Annotated in this window: 15 protein-coding genes; 2 read left to right on the forward strand and 13 right to left on the reverse strand. The window is 45.9% G+C overall.

Annotated elements, in window-relative coordinates; all coding sequences use genetic code 11:
- Positions 1-2: 2 nt before the first annotated feature.
- The 3 genes from J4N44_RS07300 to J4N44_RS07310 form a co-directional block, all read right to left on the reverse strand.
- Positions 3-1,529, reverse strand: coding sequence for a tripartite tricarboxylate transporter permease (locus J4N44_RS07300; protein ID WP_005451899.1), 1,527 nt, complete (start codon positions 1,527-1,529; stop codon positions 3-5).
- A gap of 20 nt (positions 1,530-1,549) precedes the next feature.
- Positions 1,550-2,044, reverse strand: a complete 495-nt coding sequence (locus tag J4N44_RS07305) for a tripartite tricarboxylate transporter TctB family protein (RefSeq protein WP_005451900.1) — start codon at positions 2,042-2,044, stop codon at positions 1,550-1,552.
- 230 nt (positions 2,045-2,274) lie between these two features.
- Positions 2,275-3,249, reverse strand: coding sequence for a tripartite tricarboxylate transporter substrate binding protein (locus tag J4N44_RS07310; RefSeq protein WP_009696966.1), 975 nt, complete (start codon positions 3,247-3,249; stop codon positions 2,275-2,277).
- A 284-nt stretch (positions 3,250-3,533) separates the two neighbouring features.
- On the opposite strand from J4N44_RS07310, the gene J4N44_RS07315 reads away from it, so the two are divergent.
- On the forward strand, positions 3,534-3,932 hold the full coding sequence (locus J4N44_RS07315) for a GFA family protein (RefSeq protein WP_199449777.1): 399 nt from the start codon (positions 3,534-3,536) through the stop codon (positions 3,930-3,932).
- Positions 3,933-4,090: 158 nt separating this feature from the next.
- Here the strand turns inward: J4N44_RS07315 and J4N44_RS07320 are convergent, their stop codons facing one another.
- Together J4N44_RS07320 and J4N44_RS07325 are read right to left on the reverse strand one after the other, a co-directional pair.
- The gene (locus tag J4N44_RS07320; protein ID WP_005451904.1) at positions 4,091-4,540 is read right to left on the reverse strand and encodes a GNAT family N-acetyltransferase; all 450 of its coding nucleotides are present in this window, start codon (positions 4,538-4,540) and stop codon (positions 4,091-4,093) included.
- 92 nt (positions 4,541-4,632) lie between these two features.
- Positions 4,633-5,118 carry a type II secretion system protein gene (locus J4N44_RS07325; protein ID WP_009696964.1) on the reverse strand — a complete coding sequence of 162 codons (486 nt, stop codon included), beginning with the start codon at positions 5,116-5,118 and terminating at the stop codon, positions 4,633-4,635.
- 281 nt (positions 5,119-5,399) lie between these two features.
- On the opposite strand from J4N44_RS07325, the gene J4N44_RS07330 reads away from it, so the two are divergent.
- The gene (locus J4N44_RS07330) at positions 5,400-8,546 is read left to right on the forward strand and encodes an HD domain-containing phosphohydrolase (RefSeq protein WP_252045020.1); all 3,147 of its coding nucleotides are present in this window, start codon (positions 5,400-5,402) and stop codon (positions 8,544-8,546) included.
- A gap of 26 nt (positions 8,547-8,572) precedes the next feature.
- Here the strand turns inward: J4N44_RS07330 and J4N44_RS07335 are convergent, their stop codons facing one another.
- From J4N44_RS07335 to tssH, 8 genes are read right to left on the reverse strand one after another with little or no spacing between them, the layout of a single operon-like run.
- Positions 8,573-9,289 (reverse strand): protein kinase domain-containing protein, encoded by a 717-nt coding sequence (locus J4N44_RS07335; RefSeq protein ID WP_252045089.1) that lies wholly within the window; start codon positions 9,287-9,289, stop codon positions 8,573-8,575.
- A 2-nt stretch (positions 9,290-9,291) separates the two neighbouring features.
- A complete protein-coding gene (tssM, locus tag J4N44_RS07340) occupies positions 9,292-12,681 on the reverse strand; it encodes a type VI secretion system membrane subunit TssM (RefSeq protein WP_252045021.1) in 3,390 nt (1,129 codons plus the stop codon).
- A complete protein-coding gene (gene icmH / locus J4N44_RS07345) occupies positions 12,678-13,931 on the reverse strand; it encodes a type IVB secretion system protein IcmH/DotU (RefSeq protein ID WP_252045022.1) in 1,254 nt (417 codons plus the stop codon). The genes tssM and icmH overlap by 4 nt, the downstream gene beginning before the upstream one ends.
- A gap of 6 nt (positions 13,932-13,937) precedes the next feature.
- Positions 13,938-15,269 carry a type VI secretion system baseplate subunit TssK gene (gene tssK, locus J4N44_RS07350; RefSeq protein WP_252045023.1) on the reverse strand — a complete coding sequence of 444 codons (1,332 nt, stop codon included), beginning with the start codon at positions 15,267-15,269 and terminating at the stop codon, positions 13,938-13,940.
- Between the two features lie 26 nt (positions 15,270-15,295).
- Positions 15,296-15,778 (reverse strand): type VI secretion system lipoprotein TssJ, encoded by a 483-nt coding sequence (tssJ, locus tag J4N44_RS07355; protein WP_005451918.1) that lies wholly within the window; start codon positions 15,776-15,778, stop codon positions 15,296-15,298.
- The gene (locus J4N44_RS07360) at positions 15,778-16,716 is read right to left on the reverse strand and encodes a type VI secretion system-associated FHA domain protein (RefSeq protein WP_045416614.1); all 939 of its coding nucleotides are present in this window, start codon (positions 16,714-16,716) and stop codon (positions 15,778-15,780) included. Before J4N44_RS07360 ends, tssJ begins: the two co-directional genes overlap by 1 nt.
- A gap of 3 nt (positions 16,717-16,719) precedes the next feature.
- Positions 16,720-17,523 carry an ABC transporter substrate-binding protein gene (locus J4N44_RS07365; protein WP_217706692.1) on the reverse strand — a complete coding sequence of 268 codons (804 nt, stop codon included), beginning with the start codon at positions 17,521-17,523 and terminating at the stop codon, positions 16,720-16,722.
- Positions 17,524-17,535: 12 nt separating this feature from the next.
- Positions 17,536-20,139 carry a type VI secretion system ATPase TssH gene (gene tssH / locus J4N44_RS07370; protein ID WP_252045024.1) on the reverse strand — a complete coding sequence of 868 codons (2,604 nt, stop codon included), beginning with the start codon at positions 20,137-20,139 and terminating at the stop codon, positions 17,536-17,538.
- Between the last annotated feature and the right edge of the window lie 14 nt (positions 20,140-20,153).

The raw sequence follows: 20,153 nt of genomic DNA on the forward strand, positions 1-20,153 counted from the left end.
GCTTATTGCTCAACTTTCACTGGTTGCGCTTTAAGCTTTTGAAAGAGTTTTACAAACAGTGGGCTGCCAAGTACCAATACTGCAAGCACTGTGAATGTCAGTGTGATTGGGCGTTCCCATAAGAAGCTCAGTTCACCGTCGGAAATCATCAATGCACGACGCAGGTTTTCTTCCATTAATCCACCAAGGATAAAGCCAAGCAACAGCGGTGCGAGAGGGAAGTTTGCTAACCTTAGTGCGATGGCAGCCATTGCCACAAGTAACATCACAAACACGTCCATGGTGTTGAAAGAAACCAGATACACACCCGTAATGGAGAAAAACAGAATCATCGGCAACAACACGGTTCTTGGTACTGCCAACAGCTTTGAGATGTATGGGATCAGCGGTAGGTTAAGAATCACCAACACAATGTTGCCGAAGTACATGGAGATAATTACCGACCAGAACACATCTGGATGTTCAACAAACAGACGAGGACCTGGTTGAATACCGTAAGCGATTAATGCTCCTAGCATGATTGCGGTTGTACCAGAGCCCGGAATACCAAGAGTCAAAAGAGGAACGAAAGAACCACTTGATGCCGCGTTGTTCGCTGACTCCGGAGCCACCAAACCTCGAATGCTGCCTTTACCAAACTGCTCTTTTTTATCCTTTGGAGCAAGGTTACGTTCCATACCGTAACTTAAGAAGGCGGCGATGGTTGCACCTGCGCCCGGAAGCACACCAGTAAAGAAGCCAAGAATTGAAGAGCGAATAGAAACAGGCGCTACTTCTTTGATTTCTTCCTTGGTGACTTTCATCGAGCCAATGTTGCTCAGCTTATCTTGTTCCTCATCACGCGTATCTTCAGAAGGCTTCAAAATACCCATCAACGTTTCACCAAGCGCAAAGGTCGCCATCGCCAACAATAGGAAGCTAAAGCCATCCATCAAATCCGTTAGACCAAAGGTGAAGCGTTCGACACCGACGCCTTTATCAATGCCGACTGTAGACAACATCAAGCCTAGAATGGTCATCATCCATGCTTTTATTACTTGTCCTTTGCCAGCGAACGCAGCCACTGCGGATAAGCCAAGAAGCATTAGCGCAAAGTAGTCAGAAGATTGGAAGCTTAACGAGACGTTAGCCAATGCAGGTGCCGCCACAAGCAGCATTATTGCTGAAAGCGTGCCACCAGTGAAAGAAGAGTAAGCCGCCAGTGCAAGTGCTTTACCTGCTTGTCCTTTCTGCGCCATTGGGTAGCCATCAAACGCGGTAACTACGGTTGAAGAACAACCCGGTGCGTTGATAAGAATAGATGAAGTTGAACCACCAAATACCGCACCATAGTAAACACCTGCCATCAGAATCAGACCCGAAGATGGATCCAAACCATAGGTGATAGGAATCATCAGAGCGATGGCAGAAATAGGACCAAGCCCCGGTAGCATGCCGATAAACGTACCAACAAAACAGCCAACAATCACCATCATGATGTTCATTGGCATCACGGCGGTGGATAAACCTTGTAGAATTCCATCTAACATAATTCAGTCCTTTCTTTTGACTACCAGATGGTGAAAATCAGACCAGGCTCAAGGTAGATATCCAGACCTTGAGTGAGCAACAAGTAAAACGCGATAACGAACGGGAATGAGGCTCCAAACAACACCGATTTACGTCGTTCGCCAAGAAGGTAAAAGCCCGCAAGCAGGAAGAATCCTGTCGCTAATACAAAGCCGATGTAAGTCAAACCCAGACCATAAAGCGCCATCAAAACTAAAAAGGCGATAAGCAATTTCCAGTTGAATGACATCACAGCGCCGCTTTGTTTATCGGGCTGACCAGTGACCAATAGCATTAGCGCTAAACCAATCCCGACGTAGGTCAGAATGGTCGGTAAAGTGCGAGCCGTGAAGGGTTCGTATTCATCCCCGGGAAAGAGAGGGATTTGTGTAGTTTGGTAGCCATAGCATAGGCAAAACAACAAAAAGATCATCGCGCCAACACGATCGCGGCACAGCAAGTTCTCTTTGGTAAAAATATTGGTTGAATGAGACATATCCAACTCCTAGAACAACAGGAAAAGACCGTATATGGGCGTTAATGAAGAAGGACCAAGTCATTAACAATTAAGCGCATCGCTGCTAGTCGAGTTACTTAGTGTTTACCAATCAATAAACAAAGGAGTTTTTACTTGTCGAATATCGACAATGCCCATATACGGTGAAATTAGAGTGCAAATACAGCGGGGCTAGGGATAGCTAACCCCACAAACTCGGATGGGAGTTATTACTTTTTAAGGAAACCTAATTCGCGCATTAGATCGCCCATTTGCTGCTCTTGCTCTTCTAGGAACGCGAAGAACTCTTTATCCGCTTTGTAGTTGTCAATCCAACCATTGCGGTCACGAACAACTTGCCATTCGTCCGTTTTGTACATCTTGGTCAGAGCTGCGTTCCATTCATCGAGTTTGGCTTGGCTCGTGCCAGGAGCGGCAAAGAAGCCACGCCAGTTCGCGAACACAGTCTCATTGCCATATTCTTTAAGGGTAGGGATGTTTGGCGCTGCGTCCAAACGTTTCGGTGCCGTAATCGCCAGTACTTTTACCTGACCAGATTTCGACATCTCTAATACTTCGCCAAGACCGGTTGAAAGCAATTGTGTTTCGCCAGACAGAAGCGCTGCCATTGCTTTGCCGCCAGCGTCATACGCGATGTAGCGAACTTTACGCGCGTCAAAACCTTCGCCTTTAAATGCAGCTGCGACGACAAGGTGATCCATCGAGCCACGAGCAGAACCGCCAGCGATTTTTACTTTACGTGGGTTAGATTCGAAATCTTTGACCACATCTTCCCATGTGTTGTACTTCGAATCCGCGGAAGTCACGATAGCGCCGTAATCAGCAATCGTCGCAGCTACTGGCGTGAGATCCCGAAAAGATTGTGGGAAGATACCCGTCAGTGAACGAACAACGATTGGGGTTGAGTTCACCATCAACGTATCAGGTTGGCGCTCAGCGGTTTCGATGAGGTGTGCAATGGCTTTACCACCACCGCCACCAGAGAGGTTTTGGAAAGAGACATTTTCAACGATGTCGGATTTAACCAGTACATCACCTGTACCACGAGCCGTCATATCCCAGCCACCACCAGCACCACCAGGGATTAGAAAGTGGATTTTTTCAACATCAGCAGCAAAAGCGTGGAAAGAAAATGAGGCTGCAATGATGGATGCGGCGAGCGTTGGTTTGAGTACCTTTAACATGTTTCACGTTCCTTATGTTGGTGACTCTCTTGTTTTGAAGAGTCTTATTATTTGTTCTCCTAGCAAGGTAGGGTGACTCGCTAGTGATGAGTTAAAGGTTAATAAGGTGTTAACGTGATGTCTCTAATGCGTAGATAAAGAGAATATTGAGCATAAACGACGTTTTGTTCATAAAGTTCACGCAAATATACTCATCAAAGAATGTGGTGAAAGACTAGGTTGGTCACATCAATGGAGTGTCTAAAACCGCCATAATGATGGAGGTTGAATAGGGAGGAATAGAGATGAAAGGAACATGTTTATGTGGCGCTATTGAAGTGACCGCACCTCAACACAATGAAGTGAGCTTTTGTCATTGCGATATGTGTCGAAAGTGGTCAAGTGGGCCTCTGCATGCGGTGCATTGTGGTCCCGGTGTGACATTTAATGGTGTTGAGCCCAAACGCTATCAATCATCCCAATGGGCAGTACGAGGTTTTTGTGGTGAATGCGGCACGAACATCTATTACCACTTGTTGGCAACAGATGAATATATTCTTTCTGCGGGATTATTTAATGAGCCAGATTTCAAATTGAGCTTAGAGATCTTCACGGATGAGAAGCCTGCGTACTATGATTTGCAGCCACACAGCAAGAAAATGACAGCTCAAGAAGTGTTCGACCAATATGCGCCAGAAGAGTAGATAAAATGAAGTTTCTCTGGTTAAAGGTTTTACTGACAGTAGCGGTATTTGCAGGTTTATTTTTGATTGTCTATGAGCAAGTACAAAGTGGTGTAAGTTGATCATTAAAAGCCGAGTATTAACTCGGCTTTTCGCTCTTTGCTCATGTGCTCGTTTGATTACTTAAGCATGTGAACATAGTTATAAAACTCGACATCTCGTACGTAACCGTGTTTCTCATACACGGATTGTGCGGTTTTATTATCAATACCAGTGCTTAACATAACAAAGGCAGAGTCGGTCTCTTTTGCCAGTTGGTCCGCTTGTTCCAATAAGCGTTCACCAATCCCTCGTTTTCTCTGTGATGAATCCACATACAAATCGTACAGAAGCCAAATCTTACGCATTTCTAGCGAACAGAAGAGTGGATAAAGCTGCGCAAAACCGAGCGTCCGCCCACTTTCATCCGTTGCGTAGTACACGACTGATTCTTCATTCTCAATACGAGCTTTGATAAAAGACTCTGGGTCTTTACCTGAAACATCGACTTGATAAAACTCAAGATATTTTAGGTAAAGAGGAGAGACCTTTTTGACATCAGAGACACCTGCTTTTTTCACGACGATCATAATAAAACCTTAAGGGTATATAAGACATTAGCTAGCATACGCCGATTGAAGAATAAGATTTCGTAGTAATCTAATCTCTCTAAAATGGAGCTCTAGCAATAGTCGTAAAACTTTGTGATGGTTAACTTATTCGTAGTTGCAGTTAGACTCGTAGCGCCGTGAGATGGGCGGCTGATACTGAGGAAACAACCTGACTCTTTTATCTGTTCAGGTGACTTTTCCTTGCCTAAGTAAATAAGTAATGACGGTTTCTCGGTCGGTCCGATATTGGCAAGGTTCAACCCTTGCACGCCCATCGCTTTCTCTACATTGAAATCATCCAACGCTAGCGTTCCCAATCTGACATAAATGTTCAGTTCTGACAGTTTTGCTAACGGCATTTCTGCGACACCTTGACTCTTAGCGTGTGTCATCATCTCCTGGTTGATGTCATGAAATTTGTCGATAAAAGATTCCAAGCTGTTGAGTCGATCTTGACGTTGCTTCTGCATGATTTGTGGTGCTGAAAACAAACTTATTATGGCTAAGAGAATAAGCGCTACAGTAACTTCGGTTAAGGAGAATCCTTTTTGCTTCATAGATATTTCTTACAGATAGAGGGGGCATACAAAAGAAGCGTAATGTTAGCGAGCTAGGTGCTTAGGATAAATTTGAGATGACCGATTATTTCAACAGTCGAAACCTATGAAAGAACTGAGACTGTGGTTGCGATAGTGGTACTTGCCGATGAATAACCTTTTGGTCGCTCCTTGTGCAAGTCTATGAAAAATATGTACTAGACTTGATATTAATATGCCTCAAGTTGCCAACATAGGTAGCGAATTTTCTTGTCGTCAATGCCATTGGAGGGCGTTATCGCGTGAAAACTAAATCAGGTTCTCCTCGTAAGTTTTCGATTAAGTTCACCGTCGGAAGTCTCTTCATATTTGCTACTGCAGTGACTGCGTTACTCGGGGTTGGTATGCAATACTACTTTGGTAAGCAGATGTCAGAGGAACATATTTTGACGCGCTTAACCATGACGGCTAAAGACGTCAGTAACCATATCCATCAAATTGATGCGAGTGCAACAAGTAGTGCTGGGATACTGCGGAGTGTAGCTGATTACAGTGATACACAATTTAGTGAAGATGAAATTCAGCACGTATTTACCCAAACCTTGATTGATAATCCTGTCTTTTACAGTATTTACTTTGCGAATCAGGAAGAGTTCTTCTTTCAAGTAGTTAACTTGGAATCTTCTTCAATTGTTAGAGGAAAAATAGGAGCGGCACCTGATGAACGTTGGGCGGTTATCAAAATTGTGGGAGAAGGCGAAGAGCGAACAAGATATTCCTTATTTTATTCAGAGTCGCTTGAGCTGGTTCGTACTACAAAACAAACTAGTAACTTCTATCCATCTCGGAGACCTTGGTTCGACAATGCCTCAAAAAACAGTGTCTACAAGACCGACCCCTACTTATTTCAGCATTTAAAAATCACCGGTCAATCCTATTCTGTTCGCAGTAATAAAGGCGCCGTGATCGGTGTCGATACCGTGCTCTCGTCTCTGAGTGAGAAAATCACAGCGACTGAACTCGGAATGAAAAAAGATGATGGCGTAGAGTCGTTCATTTTTAACAATCGAGGTGAAGTGATCGCTTCAAGCATCAACGTATTTCAAGAGGTTGAAATTCCGACATCGCCACCGTTAACTTTAACAAAAGAACAGCAAGCATTATTGAATGATAAAGAGTTTGTTGTGTCCAACCAGAATGATTGGGGACCATACGATTATACCGAGAGTGGTGAGCCTGGTGGATATGCTATCGATGTTTTAAAACTCATCGCTAAGAAAACGGGCATGGCAGTGGAGTTCGTAAATGGCTTCAGTTCTGCAGAATTGGTGAAGAAGTATCGCAATGGCGAAATAGATATACTTCAGCCCGTGCTTGGTGCTCCCTCTGAATTTGGTCTCAAGAGCCATCCGATATTTTACGGACAACTGGCTATCGCAGCCAAAATCGATATTCCGATGCCCGTTTCTCTAACTGAACTCACGAACCAAAAAGTGGGCGTCGTCGCTGGCTTTGGAATGAAGGAGTGGTTACTCGAACGTTATCCGACACTCAATATTGTTGAACAACCTAATCTCGATTTAGCAAAACGAGCGTTGCACATGGGGGATATTGAATACCTTGTAGACAGTTACCTAACCATGGTCGAGATGAAGCGACTAGTGAAAATTACCAATATCCATGTGACAAAATTGACGGAATCACCTCTGGAATTTTCTGTGTTCATGCAAGATGAAAACAGTGGATTGATGCAAGTTGTCAATCAGGCAATCGACAGTATTACACCAGAACAACAATCCGCGTTGGAAGAGAAGTGGTTTAAACCCCATCAATGGCGAGGCAGTTTTGCGCCTTATCCAGAAGTCTATGAGCTAGCAACCCAAAAAGACAAACACGACACGATGAACAAAGTGACCATTGAGGGAGAGCATCGATTTCTCTATATCACTAAGTTGCAATCTACTCGTGGAACAAGTGACTACTTTGCGGTGTTAGTTTCCGAGCAAGTCGTGACTGATGCTGTCACCAGTCGATTGTCCAAGGCTATTGCGTTTACCTCTATCGTGATGGTCATCTTATTTCCATTAGCATGGAAGGTTGGCTCACCTATTGTGCGTCCGATTCTGGCGCTTCGAAAAGAAACCATCAAAATCAAAAATCGAGAATTTGACCAATTAGCATCGGTAGAAACGCGTATCAAAGAAGTTTCTGACTTGTCTGACTCAGTTACCGAAATGACGCAAGAGATTCAGCATCACGAGCAACAGCAAGAAGAGTTTGTTGAGGCCTTTATTCGCCTTATCGCGCAAGCGATCGATGACAAGTCTCCTTATACTGCGGGGCACTGTAATCGTGTCCCAGAAATTGGCTTGATGTTGGCAGAGGCCGTAGAGAAGTGCGACACCGGTAAGTTCAAAGATTTTAAATTCAACAATGACGATGAACGACGTGAATTCCGTATCGCGGCTTGGTTACATGACTGTGGCAAGATCACCACGCCAGAACACATCGTTGATAAAGGCACTAAGTTAGAAGCCAACTATAACCGCATCAATGAAATTCGCACTCGTTTCGAAGTACTAAGACGAGATGCTGAAGTGGAAATGTGGAAGTCGATATCTACTGGTGAACTGTCAAAAGAAGAGGCGCAAGCCAAGTTCGACCAACGAGTTGCGCAGTTGGATGAAGACTTCCGATTTGTTGCCAACGCCAACGTGGGTGGTGAGTTCATGAGTGACGATAAGATTGAGCGCATTAAACAAATCGCCCAACAAACTTGGTTGCGTCACTATGATGATCATCTTGGTCTTTCTCCATTTGAAGAAATGATTAAGCCAAAATCTGAGGTGACACTACCTGTGGTTGAAAACCTTTTGGCGGATAAGCCTGACCATATTATCGAGCGCGTTCGCCCAATGGAATTTGCACCAGAGCATGGCATTAAGGTGCAAGTGCCAGAGCATCAATATAACTTGGGTGAAGTGTACAACCTGACGATTTCCCGCGGGACGTTAACACCAGAAGACCGCTTCAAAATTAACGAGCACATGATCAGTGGCATCAAAATGCTCGGGGCACTGCCATTCCCTCCGGAGTTAAGTAACGTACCGCGTTACGCTTCGACTCACCATGAGACGCTGAAAGGCACAGGCTATCCGCGTCGATTGAGTGCAGAAGATTTATCAACCCCAGAACGCATCTTAGTGATTGCGGATATCTTTGAAGCATTAACGGCGGGAGATCGACCTTACAAAAAAGCCAAGCCAGTGAGTGTTGCGGTCGACATCATGTACAAGATGGCACTGGACGAGCATTTGGATATGGACTTGTTCTTGTTGTTCTTAGAAAGCGGGGTTTACCGTGAATATGCCAACAAGTTTATGCCAGCCGAACAGGTTGATGAGGTAGATATTGAGAAGTATCTGAAGTCCAAATCATCAGACGCGTAAGCCAGAGAGCTTAGAGCGTTTAAACCCTACAACTTCAGAGAGTGGCGCATTCGTTGCCACTCTTTTTGTATCAGAACTTGGTAGCGCGTTGGTAGCTCAACGTTATTAGGAGGAGGTAGCAGTTCTGCCGCTTCTTGTAATGAGAGACCTGCAAAGGGATGTTGATCGTGACAACTGAGCAAGGTTATTGCTAAGGCATAGAAATCATCGTTCTTGCTTGCCTGACCGATACGCAGAGAGGGGCGGGTCGCACTATAGGCTCGGCTAACGGTTGTATGTGTATGCTCTCGGTATTTAGCATCAACTCGAATCACGCTGCCAAAGTCGATAAGCCGAACTTGGTTGTTTGACGTCACGATGACGTTATGTGGCTTGATATCGCCATGCAGATATTTCGTTTTGTGTAGATTGAGCAAAGCGAATTCAAGCTTGGTTATTATATCTTGAGGTAATAAATCAGGTTCTATTGCGTTAAGTGTTTTGCCTTCCAGATATTGACTCATTAACCAGTCGCCGTGGTTTTGCGAGCCATAACCATGAAAGTTCGCCCAGTAATCCGACGCGTATTTGGATAGAAAATCCGCTTCCGCCATCAAAGCCCGTTTTTCAGCTAAGCTGCGCGCTACCTTGATGACCACCGTGCCATAAAGTTTGTGCTCGCACTGAAACACGTTTTCGCTCAAAGGCGCTACATAAGTAACGCCACAGGCTCTAAACAGGGTTTGATTGGCGAACGTGTTCATCACTAAATGCTCGCAGGTAAAACAAAGCCGGCAAAGAAATTTGGTACGAACGGATTGTTCTGACCTTGAGTTTTAATCGTTAAGCGAACCTTATCGCCATTGTAATCAAACTCAAGTTGGGTACTTTGCGAAGAGGTTGAAGTGACGCGCGGCTCAATCAAGCGGAACCATGCCCAACTGCCTTTAAACTGCTCATTGGCAATCGGCGTTGCTTGTTTTTGTAGACGCACCGTTAGTGCATCTTGCGCGACAGAATCACCTTTCCAGCTTTGTTGTGTCCACAACATCGGACCGTGTTGATAGGTGAAAATCGGTTTTTCAGCCCGAATGGAAAACTCAGTCAGTGCCGAGCTCATCTCTGTTGGTTTCATCTGGAATTGAATCGCGACGTTTTTCGGGTCAGCTAAAAACAGGGCAGAGCGAATGTCTTTGGCTTTATCAAACATCAGCCATATCGCAGGATCTAATGCAAAGCCAGTATTTGGCAATAAGCCGGACATAAACGGCGCTCGTTGCTCTGTCGAAAAGCCTTTCAACATGGTTTGATAGAAGGTGTCCAACGTGCCATCGGTCTTGAAGAAGGCAGCAACATCCGCCGTGCTTGCGTCGCTGTTGGCACTTTTCTTAAACGGGTAGAAAGCCGCGATGGTGTTTTCATAAGGCTGGTAGACTTCGCTGTTCCACATACTATTAAGGTATTGGTGAGCTAAGTTCATCACCAACTCATTAGTTTGCACTGTCACGTAGTCAATCACTTCACCGGATAGCGGTGGCTGGGAATCGGTCAGTGACGCCAACTGCGCGACCGGATTTTGCGCTTTTAAACCTGCAGATAACGTTTCGTACGCCACTTTGTCTGGTGTGTTGGATTTGTAGAACTGATCAAGCCATTTGGCAGTGTTAGCGAAACCTTCCAGAACGGAATCTATTGGCTTCTTACCTTGATCATCTGGTGTCACTTGTTTGTGGAAATCATTAAACGTCAGGGTGATTTGTCGAGCGGATTCTTTCTTCTCGTTGTCTTGCGCAGCATCGGCAATCTCTTCATCGGTTTTCTTCTTCGCATCTTTTGGCTCAGGTAGAAGAACCGAAGTGTAGTTGCTGATGGTGGTAAACAGCTTAGACATTGGGTTGTTTGAGGCATTGTTGAGTACGTTCAAGCTGGCATTTAACTGCTCAGAACCAGAAATGGTTTTCACCTCGATGCTGTTAATAAAATCGCGCCAGTAATTGATGTAATCGTTTTGGTACATGCGTTTCAAATCGTGGCTGATTCGATGCATCTCTAGCGCACTTGGTGTTTGCCCTGCGATGCCTTCATAAGCGGATAACGCTTCGATAAGAAGAGGAGATTCCACCGAAAGATCCAGCTCGTTAAAGCCTGTCGGTGTGTACAAGTAAGGAACGAAATAACCCACGTAGCCAGGTTTGAATTGGTATATCTGGTTGAAGTTGGAGCCAAGTTCTTTACGCACGTCGATGCGTTTCTCGTACGCATGATCATTCAAAATGTGTTGGTAGAGTAGCGTCTCGATATTGGATTGATTGATGACTCGCTTTGCCAACCCTTCAAGCTCTTGATTGGCGGTTGTCGCCACTAGATGCTGGTTAAACACATCGTCGAGCAGCACTTTGAGCTGAGCTACATTGGTTTTGTCCGCTTCACCTTGATGCTCTAAGTTTGCCAAAAAGTAGCTCTTCAACTCTTCAATGTTGGTGCGATTTTTATCAAACAACAGTCGATAGTCGTTCAGCAATTCGAGTGTTCTGGCTTGGTCTTCCAAGTTCACATACACATAAAGGTCATTCTCAATGGTATGCGCCATAGAAGGGAGTAAAACTTGTTGTAGCTCTTTGGTGTAAGCCGCTTCAACTTCTGGTTTGATGGTCGCATTCGGTAGGAATGGCAATGTATACCAAGGTTCAGGCTCCTGATATAGCGCGTAAATGCGATGCATGGTGTACAAGTTTGGAATGTTGCCCACCAAATCTTCTTTGCTGTATGGCTGTGCTGCGATCGCTTCTTTGTAACGCTCTAACATGCCATCGGCTTTGGCTTCACGATTGGTTTGATAATCGAAGTCGAGCTTGAGAATCGTCAGTGTACCAATCAATAAACCGAGCCAAATTAGGGTGTAGGCGGTTTGGCTGAACCACAACCAATTCTCTTTATGTCGGTTAACCCCAACTAAAGTGTTTTCATTTAACACAACATGAGACATCAAATGCTGAGCAAACAAGGTTTGTTGAACAGGCATTTGTTGGTGTTGCTGATATTGCTCATTGCCGAGGGATTGATTGACCACATTCGCCAGTAAATCATGCTGTGCGAAATCACCGCCACTGTGGGTAAAGTAGAAGCCGCGGAAGTTGAGCCCATCTGTGTATTGGTCACCTCGGTGCAAGCGTTGTAAGAAATGCCACAAATTCTGTTTAAGCAGACCAAATTGGTAAGGTGCCCCACAAATGGCATTGCGGAAATCTTGGTTGAGCTGTGCTCCCAACGCGTTGCTCATGTTCGAGATTAACTGACCGATGAGGTGGTCGTATTCGTCATTGAACCAATCGGCATCAATGCCACCATGTTTTTGCACTGGGCTGGTGGCGCCGAACACTTCATTGCGTCTCGCCTCATCAAACGCAGAAAAGAACTGACAGAAATCGCTCACTTGACCCATGTTGGTTAGGACATTGTAGACAGGTAGGTTCAAACCAAATGAACGATTGAATGCTTTGATTTGCGATTTCAATTGGTCGGCTTTTTGTGAAAGGGTTTCACTATTACCTACTAACTGTTCAATTTCTGTGGTTAGCAACAAGCCGTTAATCGCTTGTCTCGGGCGCCATTTATTAAGGCATTGGCACAGTGTTTTTAAGTAAAGCGGTTGCTGATCGTCGCCCGTGCTGACGGAAATGAGAATTGAGTATTCACTGAGCCAAAATAGAATCGGAAACTCAATGTCGTTACCAAAGTCATCCACCTTATAAGCTTCGTAACCCATCTGCGTGATGATGCTTTTGTCTTTGCTCGGGTTGTCGCTGAGTAAGACATAAATCGGCTGATCGTAACGGCTGGTTAAGCGCTTTTTACGTTTTTGTACGCCGAGCATTTTCTTGAAGTGGAAGGCGAGTAACTTGGAGCGTTTGATAATTAGTGCACGTTCTTGGTCTTGCTCAAGACTCTTTTTCACCTTGCGGTTGATTAACCAAAAGCAAAGCCCAGCAGAGAGCAGTGCCATAATGGTTGTCGTGATGACGCCTGTCCATAAGAAATCAGGATACGCAACAAACCAAGTCAGTAAGCCGCCTAAGATTGCCAGAAGCAGAAGGGTAACAAGGCTCCAAATGATTGCCTTTTTTCTTGTTGGTGTGTTTGGGTTGTCTTGCGTCATTGTGACTCAACCTCGCTTTGTTTGTTTTTGTTATGCACCACTAAGCCGTTGACGTTGGCATTCTCTCGATACCAGTTATTGATGGTTTTCGCTTGTTCTGAGTTGTCACATCGAACAATGACGCGAACGTATGAATTGATGTTATCCGCGACAGGTTGATAGTTGGATGTCGGCAGTTGGGCGATAAAATTCTCGGCGTTTTTAAGGTTAGAGAAGGTCGCAAGTTGCACCAGCCAATCAGTGTCCGCTGCAGGGTTTGTCGTTGGATTGCTCGTTGTTTCTGGCGTCAAAGTTTTCGCTTGTGGCGTCACGGCTTTTGATTGGCTCGGGACTGGACGAGGTGGTTGAGTGGTGTTTACCGCGACTTTATTGCCTTTTAAATCGTCGTCAGTGCTGACATAAACGATGTCTTCCGCACGACCAGATTCAATATAGCGTTGGCTGTACTCACTAAGCTGGACAAAATCTCGTGCCCGCTGTGGTTTGGTTTTGTTGTACCAGAAATAGGTCAGAGCAACACTCAAACCAATGATAGTTAGGAAAAATAATGTAGTGACAAGGTAACGTTTTTTGCGCGTTGGTTTACGTGTTTTAGGCACCGAAACCTTAGTATGGCAATAGATTCCACCGGCTTGTCGGTATTGACTTAAAATCTGCTCTAAGCGGTAGGTAAAACTCTTTAGCTGTTCGCTGCCCGTTTCACGGTACTGACCTTTAAACCCGATATTGAGAAACAGGTAAACCACTTCTAATAAGTCGATCAGCTTGTGCGGTTGGCGCGCTGCTTTCTCTGCCACAGTAAAGAAAAGCTCACCACCGTTGCGCATACCAAACAGTTCACTGAGTAAGGTTTTGTTCTCCCATCCGCGTTTTTCACCCCAATCGGTGTAGACAATCAATTCATCCAAAACCACGGCATACAGGAAACAGAGCTTGTCGATCACGGCGACTGGGTAGGTCAGCTCGGCGCCTTTGGTTTTGATCTCATTAATAGAAGCCACCAGTTGATGCCTGAGCGTAGTGATGTCTTCGGGCTCCGGCAAGGTGTTGATCTTGAGCGTGACAGCCAGTAACTCAGAACTGATGTTGATCAGCTGATTCTCGGCTTTGTCGAAATGATGCAAGAACCCAATATTGGCTTGCGCAGCATTGACCGAATGCCACTTTACGTCTGGCATGTCGGTGTCTTTACTCACGAAGTCGTTTTCGCTGCTGTCCCAAACTAAGGTGTCTTCATCCAAATAGTTCATAACTTACTACCTCAGTGCGTACAGCATCACTTCTAGGTCGCCAACACGTGTATCGACGTGCAGCGCCAGTGCATCGCGGTTTTCAATCATTTCTAACCAATTGCGATCTGACGTATCCACTTCAAAATACGCTGTACCTTGCATTGGTTTTAGTTCACTTGGCGCAACAGGAAGCGGCGTCAGCTGAACGCCAGAAAGGGCATTACGCACAATCTCGACAATCTTGTTATTGCTGCTCAGTTTGGCTGCCGCAGGGAACAATTCGTTAAGCTCGGTGCTGCTTATATTGGAACGGACACTGAGAACGAATCGGCGATCGGACAGGTTGTGACCATCTTTTACCAGAGTGCGAAGCAAGCGGCGTCGTTCAAACAACGAAGTGTCGAACGCAAACTCAATCACAGAGTCTTGTTGAACCAACGTGAGCATATTGCGCAAATCCGAAAAAAGCGGGTTAAAGCAATCGTACAGACGATGGAAATCCAACGGTTGGCAAGGCTCTGGGATCGCAGGTGTGGACGCCATGACTTGCGCTTCAAACTTGCGTAGCTCCAAATAAAGCTGATGGGTTTGAAACTTTGGATTCGACAAAGATAAATCAAACCACGGAAGCCAAGTGTTGAGTGTTTGCAGCCACAGGTAATCCTGCATCATCGACTGTGGGCTCTTTTGCCCTTGTCCGGCTTGAATACGTTTGAGCAAGCTGGTGGCACGGTTAGAGGTGAGGGCATGAATCTCTTTCAAACGCTCAACCAATAACTGTGATGCACCATAATGCAAACACGCAGGAATAAAGGAACGGTCTAGCATCACTTCGCCCGTTTCGCTGCATTCCAATACTTTGGCGAAAGGAATCAGGGTAAAGCCCGAAGTGTCTTCGCCTTCTAGTTTTATCGCTATATTGAGCTGTGCGACGTCTACCTCAACGCTGGCATTCTCAGAGGTTGAAGTATCAAACACATTGATGGTGCGTGTGAGATAGCGGCTTTGTTCCGATTCATCATTGGCGTAATCATTATTGCCTTGCAGAGAAACAGGCAGCGCTAAGTAAGCCATTTTCTCAATCGTACCGTGCGGCACATCTCTGGCGACTTCGCGTTTCAGTTCGAAATGCGTGCCATCTGGGAACAAACCCGCGCTAGAAGAGACGGAAAGCTTGCCAATTTTAAGTAGATCGTGATTGATCACCAAGTCGGTCACACCATAGTAAGGGGCATAACCAGCAAGCGTTTCGACGTTTTGTCTGACGTAGTTTTGTGTGTATCTGTCTTGTTGTTGAAAGTGTTGTGGGGCAATGAACATACCTTCTTGCCAAACGACTTTTTTATATGCGTCCACGTGATTTCCCTATCTACTGAATCGAGTTAAAAGACATCCCACCAAGGCGAATCTGGTGTCACGGTTTGTAATGCTGCTTTGTTACCGCTGATCTTTAACTGGATATATTGTTCTTCTTCCTGAGGCGTGGTTGTCACTACCGTCGCCGTGCTTGCATCGTATTCGGCAAATTCCACCAATACGCCGATGTATTGAGTGGTCTTGTTGATGTCTAAGGTTTGTTTGCTATTGCTGTCTGGCATCACCACGGGCAGAACTTGTTTCGACACCAAGTTTGCGCCTAATAGGCTCACGTCATCGTTATACAAATCGATAAACGGCAATTGCTTAAACTGCTGGGCATCGGTCAGTTGATACAAGCGCACTACCACAGGATTGGTACTGTTGTTAACGCTTGGGTTAATTGTCTTCTCGGCGCTTACCGCCAATTGATATTGCGTCACAACCGGTGTTGGGTCGGATGAACATCCCACCAAAGCGAAAGCTAGTAAACTAAGCCAAATCTTCATCAGCTTTCCTCGCTTTGCTTTTGCATGTTTTCCATAAACATCGCTTTAAATTGACGGCGAAAATCACCGTTGTCCTGTCGATGTTGGAAGTGTTTGCGGTAGATTTTCCAATACTTCTTGTCTTTGCTGCTGAACAGTCCACCAGACACAAATTCGCTAAATTGATTCTCTAGTTGGTTCGGCGCGAATTCGTTGAGGAACTGATCGAGCGTTTTGTCCAACGCATCAAACAAAGCATCATGTGCAAGCGGTGGGTTGCGAAGGTATTGTTGATTCTTCTCGGTAATCGTAATCAGCTTTTCGATGGAGGCTTCTAGCTCTGACGTTGGAAGGTGGTCTCCCGGAAGATACTCAATCTCCGTAGAACGCTCCATTGCTTGCTGCTGTTTCGACACCTCATCCACTTCAAAGTGATCCGCCAGTTCGTCATCGTCGATGTCTTCAAACGGGTCGGAGGAGAAGGGGTCATCGCTCATTACATTTTGGTGAGAGTAATGAACTTCCGATTTCACGGGTTCGACGATTTCACCCTCGTCTAGAAAATCGACATTGTCTTCCAGTTGCAGGTCGAACTTGGTCGCAAAGAGGTCATCGGATTGCTCTTCGACAGGCGCTTTGCTCGACGTGAGTGTTGATACCAACATTGAATAGCTTTCGATCTTTAAAATGTCGCCATCGTTGAGTGGGTAATCTTTATCTCTCACCATGGCTTTATCGTTGAGGCGAGCCGGGTTCTTGCCAGTACTCTTCACCAAATAACCCGTGTCAGTGAGACGAATTTGTCCGTGGATACGCGAGATGCGTTTTGATTGATCGGGCAATGCCACTTCACAAGAAGCAGAACGCCCAAACTGCCCGCCAGACTCGGGCAGATAGATGACTCTTGAAGTCACCACCTCTTCAGAGGGTACAGAAATCAAATGTATGCTGATCGCCACTTGTTATCCCTCGCATTTAGCCAACGCTGTGTTGAAAGCGGTTAAGAAACCAGAATATTTGTCCAAAAAGCGGTTAGAGAAATACACACCCATTGGCTTGGTTTCGAATACTTGAGAATAGAAGTAATCGCTTGGAAGAGAGGCTTGGCTGATTTCCGTATGGAACACTCGTTCATCTTCCAGTGCGACGTCAATTTCTCTTTGTTTTAAAAGCCTTAGTAAAACCTTAGCATCTCGTGGCTGCTTAACGACGTTGTATCCATTACGTTTCAGCCAAAACCATGTGCTTGAGCCAAATTCTGCCGAGAACTTAAGGTTCAACTTTGACAAATCATCAAGCTTAGGCTTTACACCGGGACCAAAATACCAACGCAACTTTTGCTCGGTAATAGGAGCAGACAACGTTGCATAGCTGTCGTGCTCTCTGGTTTTCGGCGAGACGAAAAAACCGTGCTGTTGACCACTGTGTACGTGGAGCTGTGCGTCAGACCATTCCGTCATGGTCAGTTGGTAAGGTTGTCCCATTTCGCCCAGCGCGCATTTGACGCGGTTGAGCGCAAACCCATCCATGTTTTGATTTTGGTGAGTTTGGTACGGTGCCCATTTGTGGGTCGCAAGCAGTAATCGGTCGGGACCAATCCAAACTTGCGCCCATGCTTCAAACGAGAATAGGGCACCAAGCAAAATAAACAGCGATGAAACCAGCTTGGTTATTTTGCGGAAAAAGCTCACCCCACAGCTGACCGCCGCCTCTTGAACAAGTATCGAGGTGGTGACGAGATGGGGTGAATGTACGCTTCTAAACATCATGATTCGTTACTACTGAATATCCAGGTCAAAGCCCTGTGGCGTCGACGCTGCGGTCACCGTCACTTGGCTAATCGGTTGTTGTGCGCTCAGACGCGCGATGCATTCTTCAGCCAACTTCGGCATCAAAGAGCGGTTAATGATTTGCTCAACCGCACGACCACCTGTCGTAGGGTCGGTATTTTTGCTGACAACCAAATCCACAAAACCTGCATCCCACGTAAAGCTCGCTTGATACTGTTCTGCCAGTTTTTTACGAATGCGGTTTAGCGCGATTTCGGTGATCTTCGCCAGCTCATCATCGTTGAGTGGGTAATAAGGCACGATGGTAGTACGTCCAAGGAACGCAGGTTTGAAGTAGCGTTGTAGATCGGGACGAATCGCTTCAAGCAGTTCATCGTTGCTGATGCGTTCGGCGTTTTCATCACACACATCGCAAATCGCTTGGTCAGCGGCGTTGGAAGTCATGATGATTAAGGTGTTTTTGAAATCCACCGTGCGACCTTCGCTGTCTTTGATGTGTCCTTTATCGAAGATTTGATAGAAGAGGTCATGAACGCCCGGATGCGCTTTTTCCATCTCATCCAAAAGCAAGACAGAATAAGGATTGCGGCGAATCGCCTCGGTTAACACGCCACCTTCACCAAAGCCAACATAGCCAGCAGGCGAGCCAAGTAACATGGAGATTTTGTGTTCTTCTTTAAACTCGGTCATGTTGATAACCGTGAGATCGTTGCTGCCTCCGTAAAGCTGCTCAGCGAGCGCCATGGCGGTTTCAGTTTTACCGACACCACTTGGACCACACATCAAGAACACACCGATTGGTTTGCGATTGTCGGTTAAGCCAGCACGCGAGATTCGAATCGCTTTTGCCAGTTCTTGCTTCGCCACGTTTTGACCGATAACACGCTTATCTAGCTCTGATTCTAGTGATAATAGGCGAGCGATTTCATCACTCATCATGTTGCCGACGGGAATGCCTGTCCAACCGGAAATGACTTGAGCAATGGTCGCATCGTCCACCATCGCATTAACTAACGGTTCTTCGCCTTGAAGCTCACGTAATTGGTCGAGAAGGGAATTCAACTGGCTTTGCTGAGCTTCGTCTGGTGTTTCGCTTTCTGTGATGCTTTGTTGAAGCGCTTTAATCTCATCAACCAAAGTAATCTCTTGCTCCCAACGCGTTTGGTAGCCCGCTAATTGAGATTGGTTGGTGGTGATTTCTTGCTTCAATTCGGCAATTTCTTCTGCGCCTGTGCCGAACAAATCAAACTCTTTCTCTAAGGCAGACTGCTCGTTCTGTTGATAACGAATGGTTTGCTCTAACGCTTCAATCACTTCTGGTTTTGCACCTTGAGTTAATGCAATACGCGCACTGGCGGTATCGAGCAGGCTGATCGCTTTATCTGGCAATTGGCGAGAGGGCAAGTAGCGAATGGATAGGTTAACCGCGGCATCAATAGCGGATTCAGTGATAAACGCGCCGTGGTGCTTTTGCAACGAAGCCGCAATGCCTCGCAGCATCTGTTTGGCATCTTCTGCGTTTGGCTCTTCTACCGTGACGACTTGGAAACGGCGGGTCAAAGCAGGATCTTTCTCGAAGTACTTTTTGTATTCTGCCCATGTTGTTGCGGCAATGGTTTTGAACTCACCACGCGCAAGAGCTGGCTTCAATAGGTTGGCTGCATCATTTTGTCCTGCTGCACCGCCAGCGCCGATCAGCGTATGTGCTTCATCAATAAATACAATGATTGGCACATCGCTGTTTTTCACTTCGTTGATGACGTCTTTCAGGCGATTTTCAAATTCACCTTTTACGCTCGCGCCTGCTTGTAATAGCCCTAAATCAAGCGAATGGAGTTGAACGCCTTGCAGCGCACTTGGTACTTCATCTGCTGCGATTCTCAGCGCTAAGCCTTCAACGACAGCAGTTTTACCCACACCCGGCTCGCCAACAAAAATAGGGTTGTTCTGACGTTTACGACAAAGAATGTCGATGGCTTTTCTTACTTCAGAATTACGCCCAGAAATCGGGTCGATATTGCCTTCAATCGCTTGTTGAGTCAGGTTGATGGTGTACTTGCTTAGTGCGTCGTTCGCGCTTGCAGTGTTTGCGGCTGAACTTGCTTCACCTGCGCTTTGTTGTGTTGCTCGCTTAACCGGCGTTTTGTTGATTAAGCCTTGCAGGGACTCGGTCGACACGTTCTGTAGTGATTCGAGATTGTTGCTCGATACGCCTATGACGTTCTGCTGCAACAGCGCTTGAACGAGATGCAAGCTGATGATTTCACCATGACCATAGTTAACGGAGGCAATCATCCAAGCGTCTTTTAGAAGTTCGGTCAGTGCATGGCTGAGCGTTGGTTGGCTGTCCTGTACTTTTGGTAAGCGCTCGATGCGATTTGCCAGTTCACTAGCAAGTTGATCTTGGTTGATCTTCTGACTTTCAATCAGAGTTAAGTGCGCGTCTTGCTGATTCAATAGCGTGAGCAGCCAATGTTCCGGCTCAATGGCAGCAACGCCTTGGTTCATAGCTGCACCCGCAGAAGCTTCCAATGCACGTTTTAATTCTGGCGATAACTTGGCGACTAAATTTGTCAGCGTTACTTGTGTCATAACCTTATCCTTGT

The organism is Vibrio sp. SCSIO 43155, assembly GCF_023716605.1.
Classification (GTDB): domain Bacteria; phylum Pseudomonadota; class Gammaproteobacteria; order Enterobacterales; family Vibrionaceae; genus Vibrio; species Vibrio harveyi.

Bases quoted from the DNA above. Each gene is read 5' to 3' on its own strand.
- J4N44_RS07365 (WP_217706692.1), bottom strand. From the start codon at position 17,523: ATGTTTAGAAGCGTACATTCACCCCATCTCGTCACCACCTCGATACTT.
- J4N44_RS07325 (WP_009696964.1), bottom strand. From the start codon at position 5,118: ATGAAGCAAAAAGGATTCTCCTTAACCGAAGTTACTGTAGCGCTTATT.
- J4N44_RS07305 (WP_005451900.1), bottom strand. From the start codon at position 2,044: ATGTCTCATTCAACCAATATTTTTACCAAAGAGAACTTGCTGTGCCGC.
- icmH (WP_252045022.1), bottom strand. From the start codon at position 13,931: ATGAACTATTTGGATGAAGACACCTTAGTTTGGGACAGCAGCGAAAAC.
- tssJ (WP_005451918.1), bottom strand. From the start codon at position 15,778: ATGAAGATTTGGCTTAGTTTACTAGCTTTCGCTTTGGTGGGATGTTCA.
- J4N44_RS07335 (WP_252045089.1), bottom strand. From the start codon at position 9,289: ATGAACACGTTCGCCAATCAAACCCTGTTTAGAGCCTGTGGCGTTACT.
- J4N44_RS07315 (WP_199449777.1), top strand. From the start codon at position 3,534: ATGAAAGGAACATGTTTATGTGGCGCTATTGAAGTGACCGCACCTCAA.
- tssH (WP_252045024.1), bottom strand. From the start codon at position 20,139: ATGACACAAGTAACGCTGACAAATTTAGTCGCCAAGTTATCGCCAGAA.
- J4N44_RS07320 (WP_005451904.1), bottom strand. From the start codon at position 4,540: ATGATCGTCGTGAAAAAAGCAGGTGTCTCTGATGTCAAAAAGGTCTCT.
- J4N44_RS07300 (WP_005451899.1), bottom strand. From the start codon at position 1,529: ATGTTAGATGGAATTCTACAAGGTTTATCCACCGCCGTGATGCCAATG.
- J4N44_RS07310 (WP_009696966.1), bottom strand. From the start codon at position 3,249: ATGTTAAAGGTACTCAAACCAACGCTCGCCGCATCCATCATTGCAGCC.
- tssM (WP_252045021.1), bottom strand. From the start codon at position 12,681: ATGACGCAAGACAACCCAAACACACCAACAAGAAAAAAGGCAATCATT.